The 19,306-nt window shown below is 40.7% G+C and carries 22 protein-coding genes and 2 tRNA genes; 9 read left to right on the forward strand and 15 right to left on the reverse strand.

Annotated elements, in window-relative coordinates; all coding sequences use genetic code 11:
* The first annotated feature begins 271 nt into the window (after positions 1–271).
* A complete protein-coding gene (locus EZ437_RS03850; protein ID WP_131593422.1) occupies positions 272–742 on the forward strand; it encodes a hypothetical protein in 471 nt (156 codons plus the stop codon).
* 111 nt (positions 743–853) lie between these two features.
* Here EZ437_RS03850 and EZ437_RS21505 read toward each other — a convergent pair whose 3' ends face one another.
* From EZ437_RS21505 to EZ437_RS03860, 3 genes are all read right to left on the reverse strand, one after another.
* The gene (locus EZ437_RS21505; protein WP_165500332.1) at positions 854–1,021 is read right to left on the reverse strand and encodes a hypothetical protein; all 168 of its coding nucleotides are present in this window, start codon (positions 1,019–1,021) and stop codon (positions 854–856) included.
* A gap of 101 nt (positions 1,022–1,122) precedes the next feature.
* Positions 1,123–1,476: a DUF6934 family protein gene (locus EZ437_RS03855; RefSeq protein WP_225869485.1), complete on the reverse strand. Its 354-nt coding sequence runs from the start codon at positions 1,474–1,476 to the stop codon at positions 1,123–1,125.
* Positions 1,477–1,718: 242 nt separating this feature from the next.
* On the reverse strand, positions 1,719–2,624 hold the full coding sequence (locus EZ437_RS03860; RefSeq protein WP_131593424.1) for a S66 peptidase family protein: 906 nt from the start codon (positions 2,622–2,624) through the stop codon (positions 1,719–1,721).
* 42 nt (positions 2,625–2,666) lie between these two features.
* Here EZ437_RS03860 and metG point away from each other — a divergent pair, with 42 nt between their 5' ends.
* Complete coding sequence (gene metG / locus EZ437_RS03865; RefSeq protein ID WP_131593426.1) at positions 2,667–4,775, forward strand: methionine--tRNA ligase; 2,109 nt, start codon at positions 2,667–2,669, stop codon at positions 4,773–4,775.
* An 11-nt stretch (positions 4,776–4,786) separates the two neighbouring features.
* Here the strand turns inward: metG and EZ437_RS03870 are convergent, their stop codons facing one another.
* The 5 genes from EZ437_RS03870 to EZ437_RS03890 all read right to left on the reverse strand — a co-directional run bounded on the left by EZ437_RS03870 (position 4,787) and on the right by EZ437_RS03890 (position 7,341).
* The gene (locus tag EZ437_RS03870; RefSeq protein WP_131593428.1) at positions 4,787–5,509 is read right to left on the reverse strand and encodes a DUF3667 domain-containing protein; all 723 of its coding nucleotides are present in this window, start codon (positions 5,507–5,509) and stop codon (positions 4,787–4,789) included.
* Between the two features lie 90 nt (positions 5,510–5,599).
* Positions 5,600–5,896: an antibiotic biosynthesis monooxygenase family protein gene (locus EZ437_RS03875; RefSeq protein ID WP_131593430.1), complete on the reverse strand. Its 297-nt coding sequence runs from the start codon at positions 5,894–5,896 to the stop codon at positions 5,600–5,602.
* A gap of 41 nt (positions 5,897–5,937) precedes the next feature.
* Positions 5,938–6,717 carry a DNA-formamidopyrimidine glycosylase family protein gene (locus EZ437_RS03880; protein ID WP_131593432.1) on the reverse strand — a complete coding sequence of 260 codons (780 nt, stop codon included), beginning with the start codon at positions 6,715–6,717 and terminating at the stop codon, positions 5,938–5,940.
* 58 nt (positions 6,718–6,775) lie between these two features.
* Complete coding sequence (locus tag EZ437_RS03885) at positions 6,776–7,138, reverse strand: nuclear transport factor 2 family protein (protein WP_131593434.1); 363 nt, start codon at positions 7,136–7,138, stop codon at positions 6,776–6,778.
* Positions 7,139–7,161: 23 nt separating this feature from the next.
* Positions 7,162–7,341: a hypothetical protein gene (locus EZ437_RS03890; RefSeq protein WP_131593435.1), complete on the reverse strand. Its 180-nt coding sequence runs from the start codon at positions 7,339–7,341 to the stop codon at positions 7,162–7,164.
* Between the two features lie 225 nt (positions 7,342–7,566).
* On the opposite strand from EZ437_RS03890, the gene EZ437_RS03895 reads away from it, so the two are divergent.
* On the forward strand, positions 7,567–7,986 hold the full coding sequence (locus tag EZ437_RS03895; RefSeq protein ID WP_131593437.1) for a hypothetical protein: 420 nt from the start codon (positions 7,567–7,569) through the stop codon (positions 7,984–7,986).
* Between the two features lie 509 nt (positions 7,987–8,495).
* Positions 8,496–8,567: transfer RNA gene (locus EZ437_RS03900), tRNA-Arg, on the forward strand.
* On the opposite strand, the gene EZ437_RS03905 is transcribed toward EZ437_RS03900, so the two are convergent.
* The 4 genes from EZ437_RS03905 to EZ437_RS03915 form a co-directional block, all read right to left on the reverse strand.
* Complete coding sequence (locus EZ437_RS03905) at positions 8,530–10,089, reverse strand: recombinase family protein (RefSeq protein WP_131595143.1); 1,560 nt, start codon at positions 10,087–10,089, stop codon at positions 8,530–8,532. The genes EZ437_RS03900 and EZ437_RS03905 overlap by 38 nt on opposite strands.
* A gap of 50 nt (positions 10,090–10,139) precedes the next feature.
* The gene (locus EZ437_RS21510) at positions 10,140–10,304 is read right to left on the reverse strand and encodes a hypothetical protein (protein ID WP_165500333.1); all 165 of its coding nucleotides are present in this window, start codon (positions 10,302–10,304) and stop codon (positions 10,140–10,142) included.
* 320 nt (positions 10,305–10,624) lie between these two features.
* Positions 10,625–11,569, reverse strand: a complete 945-nt coding sequence (locus EZ437_RS03910) for a HEPN domain-containing protein (RefSeq protein ID WP_131593439.1) — start codon at positions 11,567–11,569, stop codon at positions 10,625–10,627.
* A 7-nt stretch (positions 11,570–11,576) separates the two neighbouring features.
* Positions 11,577–11,674 (reverse strand) — tRNA-OTHER (locus EZ437_RS03915).
* Between the two features lie 177 nt (positions 11,675–11,851).
* Between EZ437_RS03915 and EZ437_RS03920 the strand changes: the two genes are divergently transcribed.
* From EZ437_RS03920 to mobC (EZ437_RS03935), 4 genes are all read left to right on the forward strand, one after another.
* Complete coding sequence (locus EZ437_RS03920) at positions 11,852–12,049, forward strand: hypothetical protein (RefSeq protein ID WP_131593441.1); 198 nt, start codon at positions 11,852–11,854, stop codon at positions 12,047–12,049.
* A gap of 181 nt (positions 12,050–12,230) precedes the next feature.
* Positions 12,231–12,641: a plasmid mobilization relaxosome protein MobC gene (mobC, locus tag EZ437_RS03925; protein ID WP_131593443.1), complete on the forward strand. Its 411-nt coding sequence runs from the start codon at positions 12,231–12,233 to the stop codon at positions 12,639–12,641.
* Positions 12,623–13,876 carry a relaxase/mobilization nuclease domain-containing protein gene (locus EZ437_RS03930; protein WP_131593445.1) on the forward strand — a complete coding sequence of 418 codons (1,254 nt, stop codon included), beginning with the start codon at positions 12,623–12,625 and terminating at the stop codon, positions 13,874–13,876. The genes mobC (EZ437_RS03925) and EZ437_RS03930 overlap by 19 nt, the downstream gene beginning before the upstream one ends.
* A 10-nt stretch (positions 13,877–13,886) precedes the next feature.
* Complete coding sequence (gene mobC, locus EZ437_RS03935) at positions 13,887–15,965, forward strand: conjugal transfer protein MobC (RefSeq protein WP_131593447.1); 2,079 nt, start codon at positions 13,887–13,889, stop codon at positions 15,963–15,965.
* 176 nt (positions 15,966–16,141) lie between these two features.
* Here the strand turns inward: mobC (EZ437_RS03935) and EZ437_RS03940 are convergent, their stop codons facing one another.
* The 3 genes from EZ437_RS03940 to EZ437_RS03950 all read right to left on the reverse strand — a co-directional run bounded on the left by EZ437_RS03940 (position 16,142) and on the right by EZ437_RS03950 (position 18,891).
* Entirely contained in the window at positions 16,142–17,077 is a 936-nt protein-coding gene (locus EZ437_RS03940) for an SDR family NAD(P)-dependent oxidoreductase (RefSeq protein ID WP_131593449.1), read from the reverse strand.
* A 71-nt stretch (positions 17,078–17,148) separates the two neighbouring features.
* Positions 17,149–17,718 carry a Crp/Fnr family transcriptional regulator gene (locus EZ437_RS03945; RefSeq protein ID WP_131593451.1) on the reverse strand — a complete coding sequence of 190 codons (570 nt, stop codon included), beginning with the start codon at positions 17,716–17,718 and terminating at the stop codon, positions 17,149–17,151.
* Between the two features lie 261 nt (positions 17,719–17,979).
* Positions 17,980–18,891, reverse strand: coding sequence for a helix-turn-helix domain-containing protein (locus EZ437_RS03950; RefSeq protein ID WP_131593453.1), 912 nt, complete (start codon positions 18,889–18,891; stop codon positions 17,980–17,982).
* 117 nt (positions 18,892–19,008) lie between these two features.
* Here EZ437_RS03950 and EZ437_RS03955 point away from each other — a divergent pair, with 117 nt between their 5' ends.
* Positions 19,009–19,218 (forward strand): hypothetical protein, encoded by a 210-nt coding sequence (locus EZ437_RS03955; protein WP_131593455.1) that lies wholly within the window; start codon positions 19,009–19,011, stop codon positions 19,216–19,218.
* Positions 19,219–19,306 lie beyond the last annotated feature (88 nt).

Below are 19,306 nucleotides of genomic sequence, written 5' to 3' on the forward strand. Positions count from 1 at the left end.
ATACATTTAGTAAAAGCAAAGCCATCCTGATTTATAAGTCAGGGTGGCTTTTTTACATATCAGTTCTTTGACTGCTACTATAGAATACAACATTATTCATTATTGTTTATAATTAACCTATGTGTTTGTATATTTATAATATCATTCACTATTAATTAACAATCTCCAATGACAAACATCATCCTGCGGCTTTAATGCCCTTTGGTTACTAGGTAATTCTGCTTAGTAACTGTCTATATTCGTATCATCTATTTTTAATTTAAAGATAATTATGAAATATTCCATTCTATTATTTCTATATGTGTCATTAGTGATTTCTTCGTGCAAAAAATCAAATGTTGAAAGGTTAAATAAGCTTCCAGATGTAAGCCAAGTAGGTAAAAATACATTTGGATGTGTTGTAAATGACAGAATTTTTGTTCCTAATGGAGGTTTTTTTTATCCCAGCAGTAAAATAACAATTTCAGAGGGTAAGTTTTATATTTTAGTTCAACACGACACGGAATATATTTTCTTAAATTTTACGGCCACAGATACAGGAATCACACCTTTTTGTGCAAGATATCGTAATACTGAGACTTCATGTGAATACGAGAGTTGTGTGACTGGTTCACTTATAATTACTAAACTGGACATGAAAAATAAGATAATCTCTGGAGTTTTCGATTTTACACTGTCAAAATTTGACGAATGCCCAGATATAAAGGTTGTTGACGGCCAGTTTGACTATAAATTTGATTAATATGATACAAATTCATCAATCACTCAAATCTCCTTTTTTACATTACGAGTTATACTAAAGCTTTGATTTCTTCGATGGTGAGGCTAGTAGCTTCGGCAATTTAAGTAATTGCTATTTTGTTTTGAAGCTAGGCAGACCTGTAGTTTTTTTTAGTTTCTCTCCTGCTTCTTCGGCTTTTTCTAATGCGAAAAGCTCACTGGCCTTGCTTCTAAGTTTATTAATTACTACGGGTGGGCCAAAACCTTTTACCGTTTCGTTCTTTTTTATTACAGCGGGCATAATTCCTTCTTTTTATAATTAATGTAAATATAATGAATCACTTTCTCTTCAACAAAAATGCTTCATAACTTATAGTGTTTGGTTGAAATGGTATCCACACGTCATTTTTCATCCCATAATCCGGCTATCCCCATTTGGTAAAGCCGTGTTCTGGAGTTAGTGCTCCCAATAGCATAGATAAAATTGTTGCCATGTCGCTTACAGAACTCAACAACCGTATTTGCTACGGTGGCCAAAACCTTATTCCTGTCTTGATTATTACTAATTACCGAATCATCTATTTTCCCAGTATTAAGATCTTGATCTCCAAATGCCAAATTGTAAATGGTCAGGTCTATGTTAGGGATTTTAGTAAACATTACTACCTTTCTAATACTCCCTTTAGGCTCATCACTATAAAATTTATAATCATAGTAGTCGTTGTATGTAAAATAGCTATACCGTTCTAAATTCATTTTAAAACAAATATACAATCATTATTTCTATTTATGGTCGTATAATTTATTGTTATGATTTTAAATTAATCAAATTATTTATATTTAATTCATAATAATTAACTATCGTGTAGTATTTTGAAATTATCGCCGGAATTTTGAAACCTCAGCATGGAGCATTTGAATCACATATTAAGTATATCGAGAGGCAAATTCTTTTACACGAATTTTGGCTATTTCTCTTCTGCGATTGTGGATTAGTATCAAGCACTGGTAAACGTCAGCCCCACGTTTCCCTCTTCTACATTTAACTTCACTTCCTTCCCTACCACCATCGCCATATTGTTGTCAATATGCCCTACCGGGAAATTAAAGCAGACCGGATAGTCATATTCCTTCACTACCTCCCAGATCACCTGCTCAGGACTGGAGCCAAAGGGGATGTCTTCTATTTTGATCTCGTTAAATGCACCTATTATCAAGCCTTTTAGGCCCGCCAGTTTACCGCTGCGCTTTAGCATCCGCATCATGCGGTCTATGGAAAACTCGTACTCCCCTACATCTTCAAGGAAAAGAATTTTGTCTGTATAGTCCATTTCAGACGGAGATCCCTGCACCATGACCAGCAATGTCAAATTACCGCCTATCAGTACCCCTTCAGCCTGGCCAGGCCGATTGGGAAAAGAACTTTGATAGCTGTATTCATTCAGCTCGCCAAACAGTGCCTTTCTTAAAGATTCAAGCGAGGCAGATGTGGCATCATCAAAAGTATAAGGCATCTGTGCATGGATGCTCTGCGTGTTTAAGGCTGCATACACATGCGATAGCAATACCGTAATGTCGCTAAAGCCAACGATCCACTTGGGGTCTTCATTAAACATTGTAAAATCCAGTTCGTCGATGATGCGGACGGTGCCATAGCCTCCCCTTCCGGCGATGATCGCCTTGATCTCCGGATCGTTCAGAAATCCCTGGATATCAGCAGCCCTCAGGGCGTCGTCTCCGGCAAACTGGTGGTATGCCGCGCTCACTGTTTGACCCTTTACCACCTCCAGTCCCCAGCTTTCTAAGATGGCAATTCCGCTTGCAATGCTCTTCGGCAATTTCTTGGCCGGACAGACAATCGCAACTTTATCTCCTTTTTTTAAATATCGGGGCTGTTTAATCATGGCGTAAAAACACTTATCTTTGACAAATTAATAAAAATAGTTTTGGATAACAGTAAAATAAAAAGATATACCGTTACGGCAGCATTGCCTTATACAAATGGACCGGTCCACATTGGTCACCTGGCTGGCGTTTACCTGCCTGCTGATACCTATGTGCGGTATTTGCGGTCCAATAAACGGGATGTGAAGTTTGTATGCGGATCTGATGAGAATGGGGTGCCAATTACCCTCAAGGCAAAAAAGGAAGGCGTTACCCCACAGGTGATCGTAGATAAATACCATAAAATCATAGGTGATTCGTTTAGGGAACTGGGCATCTCCTTCGATATTTATCACCGTACTTCTTCGCTGATGCACCATCAGACGGCTTCAGATTTCTTTGAAACGCTTTATAATAAAGGGGTTTTTACGGAAGAGGTTACCGAACAATATTATGATGAAAAGGCACAGACCTTTCTGGCCGATAGGTACATCACCGGCACCTGTCCGAAATGCGGAAACGAAAATGCTTATGGCGATCAGTGCGAGAACTGCGGAAGCACGCTCAATGCTACTGACCTGATCAATCCAAAATCAACCTTGTCAGGTGAACCACCTGTAAGAAAAGAAACAAAGAACTGGTTTTTGCCATTAGATAAATACGAGGACCGGTTAAGGACTTATATAGACGGACATAAGGAATGGAAGCCAAACGTGTTTGGGCAGTGCCAGAGCTGGTTGAATGCCGGACTGCAGCCACGCGCCATGACCCGCGACCTGGACTGGGGCATTAAGGTTCCTGTAAAAGGTGCGGACGGCAAGGTGCTGTATGTATGGTTTGACGCGCCAATTGGCTATATTTCTGCTACTAAAGCGCTGTTTGAATATGCGCGTCTGGATGTGTGGAACCCGATGGCCGAGGAATATTACATCAACCAGAATGAAATGGAAAAGGGCAACTGGGAGGAGTACTGGAAGGATGAGGAGACTAAGCTGGTACACTTTATCGGTAAGGACAACATCGTATTTCACTGTATCATCTTCCCTGCCATGCTGATGGCACATGGGGGCTATATTTTGGCAGAGAATGTACCGGCCAATGAGTTTTTGAACCTGGAGGGACAGAAAATCTCAACTTCCAAAAACTGGGCGGTATGGCTGAATGAATACCTGATCGAGTTTAAAGACAAGCAGGATGTATTGCGCTATGTGCTGACCGCTACTGCGCCTGAAACGAAAGACAATGACTTTACCTGGAAAGACTTTCAGGCAAGGAACAACAATGAGCTGGTAGCGGTACTGGGCAATTTCGTCAACCGTGTGGTGGTGCTTACGCATAAATATTTTGGCGGTAAGGTCCCGATGTGCATGGGCATTACGCCGGAAGATCAGCTGGTGATAGATGAACTGGCGGCGTATCCTGCTAAGGTAAGTGCTTCGCTGGAAAACTACCGCTTTAGAGAGGCATTGACAGAAGTGATGAATGTAGCCCGCCTGGGCAATAAATACCTGGCAGATACAGAGCCATGGAAAGTGATCAAAACAGATGAAGACCGTGTACGCACGATCCTCAACATCAGTTTGCAGATCTGTGCTACGCTGGAAATCCTGATAGAGCCTTTCCTGCCCTTTACGGCAGATAAGCTGATGAAGATGCTCAACTATGGCGGACACCTCTGGGAGTCGGCCGGAAAGATAAACCTGCTGCACAGAGGACACCAGCTAAACGAGCCGGTATTGCTGTTTGAAAAGATAGAAGATGAAGAAGTGCAGGCACAAATAGATAAGCTCAACCAGAGTAAGGTAGACAATATAGCTGCTTCTGCAGTGGTCAACCCTGCTAAGGAAAACATAGATTTCGACCAGTTTAGTGCGGTGGATATCCGCGTGGCGACGATCATTGCTGCGGAAAAAGTAGAGAAGACCAAGAAATTGCTGAAACTGACACTGGACACAGGCATAGACCAGCGTACGGTGGTATCTGGCATTGCGGAGTACTATAAGCCGGAAGAGATCGTTGGTCAGCAGGTGAGCCTGATTGTAAACCTGGCACCGAGGGAGATCAAGGGTATTGTGTCGCAGGGGATGATCCTGATGTCAGAAAATTCAGAAGGAAAGTTAGCCTTTGTGGCACCTGTAGCGAAGCACAATAACGGTAGTGTGATCAGGTAATATTACTAGTGTCAGATCATTATGTCAGCCGTTATAGTTATTGCCAGGGCAACGACAGTAAATGAAATCATCCCCAGCATGTACGCTCCAAACGCCTTGAAATAGCTGGAAGGTTTCGTTTTGTCGTAAAAATGACCCATTGCCCAGATGGTGTATACTAAAGCGATAACTGCTGCTACCTGCATTACTTTGGTATGCGTCAGTCCTTCAATAATTCCGAAAACCGCATAGATCAACATTCCTATCCCCAGCACAAAGCAAAGCAGGATCAGGATTTCAAAAAAGTTGTATTCGTATTTCCTGAAAAATCTTTTTACCCAAAAAGCGATAAAAACCCCCATTATGATATTTGCATATCCGTAATGACCCTGCACCCATTCAAGAAAAGCAATTGTTACGGGCAGTTGGGTGGAAACGTCCTGGGCATCGAAATTCACATAGCCGTCCTCAACGTGGAAAAGCTTAACTGCAATTGAATAGATCAGCGAGCTGATGACTATAAAAGCGATTGGTTTTACCAATCTGCTCCTGTTTTCATTGAGATATTTTCTTACGTTATGGCCCGGATTGGTAAGAAGTTCTTTAATAGTGTAAAGAATGCCGCGTTCAAAATGCAATACATGTTCGATCTCGTGAACGATGTAGTGGCCATTGATCCTTTTGAGTTTCGTAGCTTGTCCACAGTCCGGGCAATAAGCTGAGCTTATTTCTGTGTTACAGTTTTTGCATTCCATCTTTTTCTGTCATATGTTTTAACAAATTTATCAATAAAACATGGATGCTTCCATACAGGAATGTAACTAAAAAAAATATTTCGGGTTTTATTACGTGACCAAAACTATCTGGTAATGTTCCACAGTTGGAAACGGGTCATAAAAATGATGTAGCAGTGCTTTCCACTCCTGATATTCATCAGAGTTTCTAAAACCGACAGTGTGGTCTTCTAAAGTTTCCCATTTTACGAGTAAAATATATTGGTGATCGTTTTCAACACATTTTTGCAGTTCATGACTGATATAGCCCTTCATACTGGAAATGATTCGCTGCGCTTGCTTGAAAGAATTTTCGAAATCCAGATGCTTTCCGGGTACAATGTTTAATACGGCTACTTCTAAAATCATGTGCGGAAGTTAAGGAATCATAAGATCAATCTACTAGCGTTTCATTGAAAGTCTAACTGCTCAATGGTATAATATGTTTTACGGCCGCCGGTTTTATCAACCCGGATTTTCTGACCTGTAGGACTTTCGGTCAATTTGGGATTGTGGATCTTTAAAAAATCATACACTTCGGCATTAAAACTATCAGGGATCGCCTTGGTTAGGTTCATGATTTCTTTTCTTAAAACCTCATCTACCGCCTTGTGGATATCTTTAATCTTCGCTTCGGGGATTAGTTTGGCCACGGCAAACGGCGAAACGCGGGCGTGCCAGAGGATCTCATCCGCATAAGTATTGCCGATGCCACGGACAATTTTCTGATCCATCAATACTTGTTTTACAGCTACCTTTTTCTTTGCAAGTACCCCTTTAAAATAAGCAATGCTGAAATCAGGCGATAATGCATCGGGCACAGTAACAGGTCCTGGGTTAAGCGTAGGAGTAGCCGCCTTTTGAAAATCGGTCAGGGCAAAGCTGTCATCTCCTTTAAAATAGAATTCAATGATCTTGAACTTTACCTCATTATCATGCTGCACGAGCTGGATCTCCCCGTGCAACATCAGGTGCAGCCCCAACACATTTCCTCCGCCAAAATGCAGCTGCAGGGTTTTCCCTTCCCGAAGAACGGACCGGAGCTGATGACCGGTGAGCGCTGCTTTAAGCTCCTTTTCAGAAACGTTGAGTTTCTTAGCAACGGTAACTTCCAGATTTTCCAGGGTTTTATTTTTGAACCGCTTTTCCAGGTTAGCGGCGAATACTTCTAAGTCAGGTAGTTCAGGCATGGCTATATTTGTAAGTAAGTGGTAATACTCATTTGATTGCTTGGATAAACCGTGGCCATTACTGGAAAGGTACACTGGTTGCGGAAATCACTTTCCAACCTTGCTCAAACAATTTCCACACCCGGGTGAAGCGGACCCGGCTTTCAAAATCTTCAGCGAGATAGCTGCCTTTAATATCTTTAAATACCGATACAACAGCAGTATCTCCGAAAATACTGATGTGCTGGTCAGCGGTCAAAATACCGGTAATTTTCAGATCTCCACTCAAATGCGGGGCAAGATCCTCCTGCTTGGAGATGAGCATTCCTTTGTGGTTCACAAATACCAGGTCTACATGTAGCAACTGGTCTAATACCGCAACATCGCTGTAAATAAATGCGTCAATAATGGCTTCTTCAAGTTTGATGATTTCGCTGATCATATTTGTTTTAGTTGAATTTGTTTCTATCTGGAAACAGCCACAGGTTGCTTTTTCTGAACTGGCTCGGCTGCACGCGTCTTATTATTATTACATTTTCCCAGCAAGCTGTAGATCAGGATAAATATAACAATTGTAGAAAGGCAGCCTCCTCCCAATTTCTTAGCGCCCCATGCGGCAATAATCCCTCTGAAAAAATTGTTCATGTTTTTAGGTTTTGCAATCTAAACACTGCAGCGCTTGGAAAAGTTTGCTTTATAAAGAATCATCCTGCCATTTCTATAAAGATCAGTCAGGAAATCCTCACAGAGTGTGACAACGATTGCCAAAATTCAGCGGAATAGCGACAGCGATTGCCATTCTGCATGTTGCCTGATCCCGTGGTTTTTGGTGTAGGTAAATTTGCAGTATCAAAAATTAAAAGACAGGAAATGAGGTTACAGTTGAACATTTTTATGATGCATGGCAATATGGCCGGCATGACGTTGAAGCGTGAGGGGCAGCAGTTTAAGGTCGCACAGTTGTGTAATGCGCTGCAGTTTGTAGCAACGATGGAGCAGCACAGGATTGCGATCGCATCGGGCGGCGGGCATGAGTTGTGTTATGACCTGCGGGACAGCAAAGGTAATGAGTGGGTGCTGTCCTACAGGTGCGGGAACAGGATGGTGTTGCTGGAGGTATGGGTGCAGCATCCGGGGTCGCAGGATAATCTGCATACGGTGTTTAGTTGGGAAGGGAGTGTTGGGGAGTTTGATAAGGCTATTAGGAAATTCAGTGCTCTTTTATCGGGCTGCATTACTTCAAGCTTCGCAAGAAGAACGCTATGCCCTCTAAAAGACACTGAATTTTAAGGTCACAAAGAGCAAAATTAAGTGATCTGCTTTCGGACTGACTTTTTAAGGCGCGAAGAGCGCGTAAAAAGAATGTCCTTACCAGACACTGAATTTTAAGGTCACAAAAAGTAAAAGAAAGGAGGTGGGTATGAAATAGCGAGAATAGCGAGGGCGGTAAACGTGCTGAAGAAGGAGCATGTGCTGCTGAGTGGCCTGCTGGCACTGTGGGGGTGTAAGTCAGGAGCTGGTAAGGCATAAGCGTACGATTGTGAAATATGCGGACTGGATCAGGCCGGTTCCTCCCTAAAGGATAATGGAGTTTAGTAGCCGGGACGGCTACTGGAAAAGTTCTTTGACGTATTGGTATTATAATGGATAAGGACTTCGAAGATCTGGTAGTGGTGTGCTAGGAATAGGTATTCTACGTTAAATCTAGTAAAGCTGTGGTTTAGATTTTTCTTAAATCACATTGTTTTATTGTTATATTTGCGCCTGCCGTTTGAGAGTGATCTTAAATGGTGTTTGCGGGTCCCGTAGTTCAACGGATAGAATAGAAGTTTCCTAAACTTTAGATATGAGTTCGATTCTCGTCGGGACCACCTTCTGATACAGCGTCTGAAAATCAGGCGCTGTGTTTGTTTTTAAGCTTCTTAACTCCCTGTTAATCAGCCATATTACATGCGCTATTGAATTTGTCCGAGGTGTTCGATGTTTGGCTCCGTTAAAGTCGATTTTTTCAGGAAAAAGTGAACACAGAATGTGCCGTTGTTTTTTGAGCGGAGCTTTTTGGAAAACTTTGTCGAGGTTGCAAAACGTAGTAATGATCTTATCCATTAATTTGTTGATGTCCAGCCGGATCATTTTCGTTTCTGAAACTTCCTGCAATTTCACCTCTAAACGTGCGACTACAGCGTCGCAATCGGCTTTTATCTCTTTATAATCAGCAGGCTCGATATCTTCCTCTAAAAGCAGCCTTCTGGCTTTTGCGATTTTTTCGTTTTGTTTGGTGATGTCATTCATCACTTGCGTCTTCAGATTGAACTCCGTTTTTGTTCGAGTTTTGTATACTGAGGATATTACCATTTTTAAGAGCTCCACAGCAGCCGGATTGATTACCCAGGACTTAAGTAGTTTCAAGAAAAGCTTGTTCGTCTCCTCTGCATTATACCTTACTCCGCAGGAAGAATCACAGTGGTAATAATAGTAATGTTTACGCTTGCCCTTTGAGGAACTTCCAGTAAGCATGCGGTGACATTTATTGCATTTCAAAAAGTTCCGCAGTGGCAACAATTCCATAGAGAGTAATTTTGCAGCAGGCACCCGCTTTCTCCCATTTAAGATATCCTGAACATCATAGAACTGAGCTTCAGAGATCAAAGGCTCATGCTGGGCGTCAACTATGTAAGAAGCCTCATCTTTGTGTTGTTTGATCACCAGTTTACCACAATACATCGGATTTCTGATGTTCCTCCAAAAAGTCATCCTGGTACATTTCAATCCTAGCTGATTAGCTTTTTTCCTGATCTGATCAACAGCAAATACATTCCTGGAGATTTCCTGAAATACCCATTTCATAATTCCAGCCTCAGGCTCGTATGGCGCTATGTATTTTTTACCATCGGGAGTTGAAAGATTCTTATATCCAAGGGGTGCTGTGCCCATGAACCGACCCTCCTTTTTAGCTCTTCGCATACCGTAGAAAACATTTAGCGCTCTTCTGTCATTGTCCACCTCTCCAGCTGCCAGGTAGATGGCGAGCATCATTTTACTCTCTGGAATCGTCATGTCCAAAGGTTGCTCGATAGAGATCGGCTGAACTGCTAATTTCGACAGGACACCGATCATTTGATAAGACTCACTCACATTCCTGCTAAATCTGTCCCACTTGGTAAATAGAATGGCGTCTGGTCTGGATTTAACTCGCTTTAGATCCACCAGCATTCTGCTCCATTCCGGACGGACGAAAGTTTTAGCTGAATGATCCTCAAAAATGATCTTCAACACCTCAATAGAATTTTGTTGACAATAACGGTGCAGACGTTCTTGTTGGTCACGTTGGGAATAGCCTTTGTCTGCTTGCTCATCTGTGCTGACACGGATGTAAAGAAATACTTTTTTCATAAAAATGGATTAATTAAAAAATGGGCTTTTCGGACGTTCCAGGCAACCTTTTATTCCTGGTCAAGTAGCTGATCCATAGACAAGTTAACTAAAAAAGTTAGCAATTCCAAAACATTTTTTGCTTCTTCGACACTTACTTCAACCCCATTTTTCGCTAGTATTTTTTGGGCCATTTCAGGCCTAATCCCACCAATATCAGAAAATTCATTCTCCATAAGTTCACGATTTTATTGTCGCAAAGTGGCAAGAAGTATTTGGGTCTATTCCCATCTGGGGTAGCAAATGGGAGTCATAAGTGGAAGAACAGTTGTTCCTAATCATTACCCCGAGTATTCACATCGACTAATTCATTAGTATCTGAGAATCATTGGCTGTTACTAATTAAATTAGGTAAAAAAAACTCGGACAGTTAAGAGGGATTGCAACATGCTTAGATAGCGATGGCTAATTTAATCCCAATTGTGGGTGCAATATATCTAACATTGAGTTATGTTATCCCTTCGTTCTTTGAGATGGTTTTGATTGATATTAGATCCTATCTGGGATTCTGAAAATTCGTCAGATTCATGTAGTGTCTTGTAACATGTGAATCAATTTCTTTACTAATCCTTCGAAAGAATTTATTAGCGTCAGTTACATTTTTAAGTGTAGGAATGAAAGATGTAGCCCCATGACCTATTGAATTTCTATTATCTCGGAAATTATGGTATGTGTCATTATCAATTTCATCCATTTCAAAAAAATAGAATTTTTTCAAGAAAGCTGGAATTTCATTAGCTTTCATATTTTCACTAGTAGACTTTAGCAAATCAAGCATAGATGAAAACATTAGATTTTCCGGTTTTTGGTAACCTTTTGTTTGCAAGTCTCTGCTGTATTTCTTGTACTTGTCTATTTTTCTTGGATCATACACATTATTCAGATTTCGATATTCTTTTGTCAGATTAAGAGTTTGCATTTCGGACAGGTATTCAGGAACATCGAGTCGCTGAAAATGTTCAATCACTTCTTTTGTGAGTTCGCCAATAAATGCCTCGAAGTAAGAGAATAGCGAAAAGAATAAATATGATGCTAATTTAGTTTGATACCCGCTTGTGCAATCATACAAATTTGATATGTAGCCACCACTTTGACGTTTTAAAATATTCCTATGTGTCTTATAAGCGGTTTCTCCTATTTTTTTAACGACACAATCTTTAAATTCTCTATTATTTAAAGGAGTATCTTTCATTTCTAAAAGAAGAGCCAATTTTTCCTCATCTAAACCATTTTCTCTCAAGTCCGATAACGTTGAGTCGTTAATTTCATAAATTACTGAAGGCTGAAAATAATCTGGTTCTGAAATTCTTTTTATGCTGCCCTTATTGTAAAGCGTAATGTTATATTTCAATATAGGGACACTAGATGTTACAAGAACAGCAAAGCTGAAAATTTCTTGGGTACGTTTCTTAAAAGCGATATATGCGTTTGATTGTTCCAAATTATGAAGGAGCATGCAGGACTCGAACCTACAACTTGGCAATTGACTCACGAACTGATTGGTCGCACGTCAGTTGCCTAGCTTTACCTGTTAAGCTAATGCTCCAAGTCAAATTTACAGATTTTATTTATTAATAAGGTTTTTTTGGAGCATGTATGTTTAATAAAAACATGCAACGGATCTCAATTTTAAACGAACAAATTCAAAACATTCCCAGTTCACTCCCAGCGTGGGTTTCTTCATCACATTCTGTTTCAATCTTTGGCAGATATAAATCATGCCATGAAAACAGAATTAAAAATTAAACTAGAAAATGCAATATCAAAGCCTACTTATAAGCAGCCGTTGCCAAAGAGAAAATCGGTTCCGGAACGAAAAAAAATCCGTCAACTTTTACGATCAATGCTTCCGATGGAGGAAGAGCAAAGACAATATCAGGAGGAACAAAACTTCTATTATAAAAGACTAGGGGCTCAGTAAAGTAGATCAGGATGATGACAATTTTAAACCGGATTTCTCAACAGAAACCCAGATCAATCTTAGTCTCGCCTGAGCCTAGCAAAGATGTATTTTCGTCTACGAAAATCTCTTTGCTTGTTGCCACAAGAAATGAAGGGGCTGCGGAACTTGCCCCTTCCGGAACTATAAAAAGCCTAAGGTAATGCCAAGAAAAAAATCACCAGAACCTGAAAAAATCCTGACGAGGGTACTACGGATCAGGCTGACAGATGCCGGTTTCCATAGGCTCGAAAAGATCAGCACAAGCAGCGACTGCCGGACAATTGGGGAAGCCGCACGTAAGATCCTCAGTAAGGAAAAGATCACCCTGTTCTACAAAGACATTACGCTCAACAGTGCCATGGAAGAATTGGCATTAATAAGAAAAGAACTAAGAGCAATCGGAATCAACATCAATCAGATCACCAAAGCATTTCACAGTGATAAAAGAGTGCCCTCACAAAATATCCAGGTTACAAAAATTATAAAGCTTTATGAAACGGTGGAAGGAAAAACCGACACTTTGCTCCTGCTAATTAACCGTCTTGCTGAAAAATGGTTGCCAAGATCATAACCGGGAAAAGCATGAGGGGAGCGCTGCATTACAACGAAAACAAAGTGCTGGAAGGAAAAGCCGAACTGATCTTGGCGAGTGGATTTGCCGGGGACATTGACCGCATGAATTTCAGCCAGAAACTGCACCGGTTTGAAAACCTGCTGATGCTGAATCCCAAGGTCAAGACTAATACCCTGCATATCTCCCTGAATTTCGATTCCGCTGAAAAACTAAAAGACGATACCCTGCAACAAATTGCGGTCACTTATATGGATAGAATTGGCTTTGGTGATCAGCCCTTTCTAGCATACCGGCACAACGATGCTGGTCATGACCACATTCATTTGGTAACCACGAATATCCAGGCTAGTGGTGAGCGGATTGACCTGCACAATATCGGAGCGATCCGGTCTGAAAAAGCACGAAGGGAAATTGAGATGGAGTATAAACTGGTCAAGGCGGAAGGAAAGAAATATAAACCGGAGCCAGGGATCAAAGCCATCGACATCACAAAAGTTAATTATGGACGACTACCCACCAAGCGGGCGGTTAGTAATACCGTTACTGCGGTAGTCAACACCTATAAATTTACTTCGCTGGCAGAGTTGAACGCAGTTTTGAAACAGTTCAATGTGGTTGCCGATCGTGGAGCGGAAGACACGCTGATGTTCCAAAAAAAAGGACTGATCTATAGCCTTCTGGATGAAAAAGGGAATAAGATCGGCATTCCCATTAAATCAAGTTCTCTGTACGCCAAGCCAACGCTACCGGAATTGGAAAAACAGTTTGAAAAACATGTAGAAAGCAGGCAGCAGTATAAGCCACAACTCAAAGGGGCAATTGACAAAGTGATTGGCAATAAACCGGCAGGCCAGGAAGCGTTCACCAAGTCTTTAAAAGCGGCAGGAATTGCGGCAATTTTCAGAATCGGTGCCAATGGGCAGGCTTTCGGGATCACCTATGTAGATCATCGGAACAAGATCGTATTTAAAGGTAGTGATCTGGGTAAGGCCTACAGTGCAAAGGCCATTCTGATCAGTCTCGGCCGTAAAGAAAAGTCAACGGAAACTTTACAAATGTCAATCAAAAACAGCCAAAAGTCAACGAACCAAATTGACAGAATCGACTTCACCCCCAAATTAAAAGAGCTTACCGACACCGTCCCGAATCTTTTAGAACCGATGTTGAAAGAGCAGTTTGACCAGTCTGGTGGACCACCGAAAAAACGAAAACGTAAAAAGTTAAACCTTTAAACCCGATATTATGCAAACAGGAGAAAACGTACAGGCATTACGCAAAATCACGGATTTTACCAGGCTGCTGAGTCTGGTCATCCTAGCCATCCATTTTTACCTATTTTGTTATCCCGCATTTCAGTTATGGGGATTAAGGGCAGAGCTGACCGATAACATCCTGGAAAAGATCAGGGTGATGGCCGTTTTTAAAACCGAACTGTTTTCCAAGTCAGCAGCATTGTTTTTGCAAATCGTTTCCTTGGTAGCTGCAAAAGGAAAGAAGGATGAAAAGTTGAGGAAGCAAACGATCACCACCTACCTGGCCACCGGTATTACACTTTACGTGGTGAGCCATTTTTTTCTTAATATAAACACCGGTGCAGAAACAGCGTCGCTGTTGTACATGGGTGCAACTGGTTTCGGCTACCTGTTGATTTTGGCAGGTGGGAATTTATTATCCAGACTGCTGAAGGTCAACCTGAGCGGCGATACTTTCAACAAGGAAAACGAAACTTTTCCGCAGGAAGAGCGGCTGCTGGAAAATGAGTTCAGCATTAACCTGCCGACAAAGTATTGGTTAAAGGGTAAACAGCGGAACGGTTGGATCAACATCATCAATCCTTTCAGAAGTACGTTGCTGTCGGGAAGTGCAGGTGCGGGGAAAACGTACTTTTATATCCGGCATGTCATTGACCAGCATTTAAAAAAAGGTTTTTCCATGCTGGTCTATGATTTTAAATACCCCGATTTAACGACACTGGCGTATAACAAGCTGCCTAAATATGTAAAAAACTACAAGGTGAAACCGGCATTCTATGTGATCAATTTCGATGAGATCATGCACCGCTGCAATCCTTTGGAGCCAAAAGGGATGATTGACATCACCGATGCGACAGAATCGGCGAGGACAATTATGCTGGGACTGAACCGGGAGTGGCTGAAAAAGCAGGGTGATTTCTTCGTGGAGTCGGCCATAAGTTTTGTAACGGCACTGATCTGGTTCCTGAAGAAATATGAAAACGGCAGGTATTGTACGCTCCCACATGCGATAGAGCTGATGATGGTCGATTACAAAAGACTGTTTACAGTGCTGACTATGGAGGAGGAAATCCAGGCACTCTTAAATCCTTTTGTTTCTGCCTGGGAGAAAGAAGAATGGGGCCAGCTGGAGGGACAGATCGGTAGTGCCAAGATCAGTATGGCCCGTCTGGTCTCTCCTAAACTGTATTACGTATTGAGTGGTAATGATTTTACGCTGGACATCAACAATCCTGAGGAGCCTAAAATTGTGTGTTTGGGTAACAACCCGCAGAAGCTGCAAACTTATGGAGCGGTGTTGTCGCTGTATGTGGCCAGGATCTTAAAGCTGGCCAATCAAAAAAGTAGACTTAAATGCAGCCTGATATTTGATGAGTACCCGACTTTGGTGGCTGATCTGGTGCCAACGATCACTACGGCAAGGAGTAACTTGGTGAGCTGTACGATTGGTATCCAGTCAATAGAGCAGCTTAAGAAGGAATATGGGGCGGAGCAGGCGAATATCATTGCGGGGATTTCAGGTAACATCATCAGTGGTCAGGTCAGTGGGGATGGGGCGGAGAAGTTATCTAAAACGTTTGGGAAGATCGTGCAGGATCGGGAGAGTTTGAGTATCAACAGCAGTGATACGTCATTGAGCAAGTCTACCCAGATGGATTCTGCGATTCCTGCCAGTAAGATTGCTTCTCTTTCTTCCGGGCAGTTTGTTGGGATTGTGGCGGATAATCCTGATCAGAAAATAGAACTCAAGATGTTTCATGCGGAAATAGTCAACAACCATTCGGTGATCAGAGCCGAAGAACAGGATTACTTAAAGCTTCCTGAGATCCGCGACGTCACAGAAGAGGATATAAAAGAAAACTATAAAAAAATCAAGTCCGATATCCAAGAATTGATAACTAGCGAATTGTACAGGCTATTGCCAATAGAGGCCGATAAAATGAACCTTGAGAAAAAAGAAAAGATTGAGGTAATTGCGGGATTTACTGCTAATAGCCAAGAAAGAAGCTTTCAAACCAAAAGTATAAAGAAATCGACTAAAGTTGCAAAAGCCAGTTTATCCTTATAGTTTAATTCTAGCAATGATTGATGTATTTAGATGTATGCATTACACAGCAGACTTGACAAGGTTGATTTCAATCTTACATTTGTCGAAATAGTTCCTTATTTGGCTTATGCCATTAAAAGTGCTGAAGGCCAACAGTTATATTCTGTTCTCTATAAGAAATCATTTTATTGTAATTGTCAGTTTAGGGGAATGTTCGTGTCTTCCGTCTTAATGCCCGTTAGTTCTATACTGGATTTCCATAAATCATTTTGGAAATCCTTGCTATAAGATTCCTGTGAAGACTTTGTTACTTTTCCGTCAGAAAAATAAATTCCTTTCAGATTTTGAAATTCTTTTGCATAACTAAGATTAGCCAGTCGGCTTCCCGAAATCTGGGGAAGATTGGTATTATGCCTGTACAACATTTGAACACGAAAACTCAAATAGAGGAAAAGTCGGACGGGAGCAGGAACAAATCTTATCAAACCTGTACCTGGGGTTAGACCCGGATCGAAAGCATTTACTCTGATGTTTGTATTTACTAATTTCTCTTGCAAGATATACGTTGTCAAAACATTACAGAGTTTTGAGGTAGCGTAAAGTCTTTGCGTATCTTTTATGGTTAATTTTTCTGATTCTACTTTTGGGAAGGCCAAATCACTTGCGCTTGTGTAATTTGGTGGTGCTGAACCTGTGTTTTTTGTAGGATCATGAGTATCACTAGCCGTAAACACTATACTTCCATTATTATGTAAATATGGTAACATTAATAGCGTCAAATAGAATCCTCCTAAATGGTTTGTACCAAAGGTCATTTCATAACCATCTTTAGTGTACGCAAACTTGTCAAATATTGCACCTGCGTTATTTACAATGGATGTAATAACCGGATTGGGCAGTTTTGAAATTGCTGTTTTGAAATCTCTCACTGATTGCAGTGATGCCAAATCTAAAGCCAAACAGATTATATTAGTATGATTGGTTTTTTTCTTTATTTTTCGAATTGCCTGATTACCTGATTCTACATTTCTACAAGCCAAAATAATTTGTTCATCTGGTGCAATTTTGGCCATCTGCATTGCGCACTCAAAGCCAATTCCGCTGTTTGCTCCTGTTATAATAATTGAAGTCATTTTCTCTTTGTTTATAAAACAAAAGTAAGCGGTTTAAAAATGTAGCCATTTGTCATATGGCAAAAAGCAGCTTATCGGATATTTTTTCTTATTCGGCTTAACGATGACTGTGTAACTCCTATAAAAGAAGCAATGTAAGCAAGTGGAACACGGTTAACAAGCGTAGGGAAATCTTTAATAAATTCTAAATAGCGGGATCTTCCGTCCTGTTCCACTAACGAACTTCTTCTTTTAACTTTCTGTAATAAGTAGTTTTGTATCATTTTATCAACAATAGTTTCCCAGCCAACAATTGTAGTCGCTGTATTTTCCCAGTTTTGTCTTGAAAAAACAAGGAGTTCACAATCCGTGACAGCCTGCAAGTAAATCGATGCTTCTAGTTGTTTTTTAAAATTGAAATAATCAGCAACAATGTTACTTTCCTCAATAAAATACTTTGTAATGTCTTCCCCTTTACTATTGTAATAGCAAATACGAAAAATTCCCTTAACTAAAAAGCCAACTTGTCTTGGGATTTTTCCTGCTTCACAAAAATAATCGTCTTTAGCAATTTTTAGTTTGGTTGCTTTACTTGAGATGAAATCAATCTGTTGTTGATTCAAGTTTTGAAACTGTAGAATGTAATCTATAAATTCGTTCATTTTGCAAATTTATACTAACCACTGGTCTTTTCTGCACCGCACGGTGCTGATTTTAGATAAGCCAAATCCATTTCAGCTAGAAATTTTCCTGTGCGGTAGGTTTTTTATTTTAGTTGACTGTCAGAAGATCTGGCTATCGGGTTTGTGGGATGGCATTTGTCCTTCAGTCGTCCGTTGTATGCCTTATTTTTATACAGCTCTTAAATAATAGAAGGAACATTTCAGTCACTCTAGGAAAATCAAGGCTACGCTGGAAAATTTTCAGTTGAACGATTGCCTGAATTCCAAGGGCGACATTGCGGTTTTATTTTTGAATAGTTTGTTAAATGATTGAGTACGCTGAAAGCCCAGGTTATTAGCGATTTCCGAAACCAATAAATTAGTCGTAGTTAAATATTCTTTTGCTTTTGCAATCAATTTTTCTTGGATATGCTGCTGGGCGCTTTGACCGGTGAGCGAACGTAGGGCATCACTCAGATAGTTGGCAGATAAATTCAGCTCGCTAGCTAGGTGTTCTACGGTAAGAATGCCTTTATGCAGACCGCTTTCGTTATCGAAATGTTGATTGATAAGACGTTCGGTCCTGGTAAGTAGATCATCATTAATGGCCTTTCGGGTAATGAACTGTCTTTCATAAAAGCGGTTGCTATAATTCAGTAGTAAATCTATCTGCGATAGAATTACGCTTTGTGTATGACGGTCGATATGGTGATATTCTTCTTCAATCTTTTTGAAAATTGCAATCACACTATTTTCTTCCTTTTCTGAAAGGTGCAAAGCTTCATTTACTTCGTAGGAAAAGAAGGTGTAGTTGTTGATCGCCGAGGCCAATGGATGTTTTCTTAAAAAATCGGGATGGAACATTAGTACATAACCTGTTCCTATAGTCTCATCGAAACTGTTCGCTGCTTGAACCTCAACAGATTGAATTTGCTTTGGTGCGATGAAAGTCATCGTGCCATTATCGAAATCATAATAGTTCTGTCCATATTTTATTTTTGACTGGATGTTGTTCTTCAACGAAATCGTGTAAAAATTGGTTGTAAACTTTTTCCAGATATCAGAGCTGATGGTGTGCAACTCGGAAACCTTCACCACGCTTACTAAGGGATGCAATGGCGGCGAAATGGACAGTAACCGGTGAAAATCAGATAGGGAATCAAAGACTTTCATATTTGTGTGTGTTTTGGAGATTATTCATTTGTTTGTTTTTGGTGCTTTGGCCGGTAATACAAAAAGCCGAATAGTAATAAAGCTACAAATTCTATCATTAGCCACCACAATTGTTTGGTGAGAACTCCATCTAGGATAAAAAACGCTGCCAATCTTGCTTTGATAGTGCCGAATGGTGTCGCTATCAGCAATCCAGATGTGATCATACCCCAGGAAGCCGACCTGTTTAGGGAAACTAGGAATACGCCAAAGCCGATTAGTATTCCCCATTTAACTCATTTTCTTTCATTTGATAGCCATCAGCTGGTATTGGAATTTCACAAATAGAACCAGTTTTATGGTTAGAATTAGGCCTGTGATCCAGCAAAACGACCGCTTATGTTTTGATAAGTGAATTCACAGCTAGATTAAATGG

This window comes from Pedobacter psychroterrae, from assembly GCF_004331695.1.
In the GTDB taxonomy this organism is placed as follows: domain Bacteria; phylum Bacteroidota; class Bacteroidia; order Sphingobacteriales; family Sphingobacteriaceae; genus Pedobacter; species Pedobacter psychroterrae.

Coding starts and splice junctions, on each gene's coding strand:
- EZ437_RS03850 (WP_131593422.1), top strand. CDS start 272: ATGAAATATTCCATTCTATTATTTCTATATGTGTCATTAGTGATTTCT.
- EZ437_RS21505 (WP_165500332.1), bottom strand. CDS start 1,021: ATGCCCGCTGTAATAAAAAAGAACGAAACGGTAAAAGGTTTTGGCCCA.
- EZ437_RS03855 (WP_225869485.1), bottom strand. CDS start 1,476: ATGAATTTAGAACGGTATAGCTATTTTACATACAACGACTACTATGAT.
- EZ437_RS03860 (WP_131593424.1), bottom strand. CDS start 2,624: ATGATTAAACAGCCCCGATATTTAAAAAAAGGAGATAAAGTTGCGATT.
- EZ437_RS03870 (WP_131593428.1), bottom strand. CDS start 5,509: ATGGAATGCAAAAACTGTAACACAGAAATAAGCTCAGCTTATTGCCCG.
- EZ437_RS03875 (WP_131593430.1), bottom strand. CDS start 5,896: ATGATTTTAGAAGTAGCCGTATTAAACATTGTACCCGGAAAGCATCTG.
- EZ437_RS03880 (WP_131593432.1), bottom strand. CDS start 6,717: ATGCCTGAACTACCTGACTTAGAAGTATTCGCCGCTAACCTGGAAAAG.
- EZ437_RS03885 (WP_131593434.1), bottom strand. CDS start 7,138: ATGATCAGCGAAATCATCAAACTTGAAGAAGCCATTATTGACGCATTT.
- EZ437_RS03890 (WP_131593435.1), bottom strand. CDS start 7,341: ATGAACAATTTTTTCAGAGGGATTATTGCCGCATGGGGCGCTAAGAAA.
- EZ437_RS03895 (WP_131593437.1), top strand. CDS start 7,567: ATGAGGTTACAGTTGAACATTTTTATGATGCATGGCAATATGGCCGGC.
- EZ437_RS03905 (WP_131595143.1), bottom strand. CDS start 10,089: ATGAAAAAAGTATTTCTTTACATCCGTGTCAGCACAGATGAGCAAGCA.
- EZ437_RS21510 (WP_165500333.1), bottom strand. CDS start 10,304: ATGGAGAATGAATTTTCTGATATTGGTGGGATTAGGCCTGAAATGGCC.
- EZ437_RS03920 (WP_131593441.1), top strand. CDS start 11,852: ATGAAAACAGAATTAAAAATTAAACTAGAAAATGCAATATCAAAGCCT.
- mobC (WP_131593443.1), top strand. CDS start 12,231: ATGCCAAGAAAAAAATCACCAGAACCTGAAAAAATCCTGACGAGGGTA.
- EZ437_RS03930 (WP_131593445.1), top strand. CDS start 12,623: ATGGTTGCCAAGATCATAACCGGGAAAAGCATGAGGGGAGCGCTGCAT.
- mobC (WP_131593447.1), top strand. CDS start 13,887: ATGCAAACAGGAGAAAACGTACAGGCATTACGCAAAATCACGGATTTT.
- EZ437_RS03940 (WP_131593449.1), bottom strand. CDS start 17,077: ATGACTTCAATTATTATAACAGGAGCAAACAGCGGAATTGGCTTTGAG.
- EZ437_RS03945 (WP_131593451.1), bottom strand. CDS start 17,718: ATGAACGAATTTATAGATTACATTCTACAGTTTCAAAACTTGAATCAA.
- EZ437_RS03950 (WP_131593453.1), bottom strand. CDS start 18,891: ATGAAAGTCTTTGATTCCCTATCTGATTTTCACCGGTTACTGTCCATT.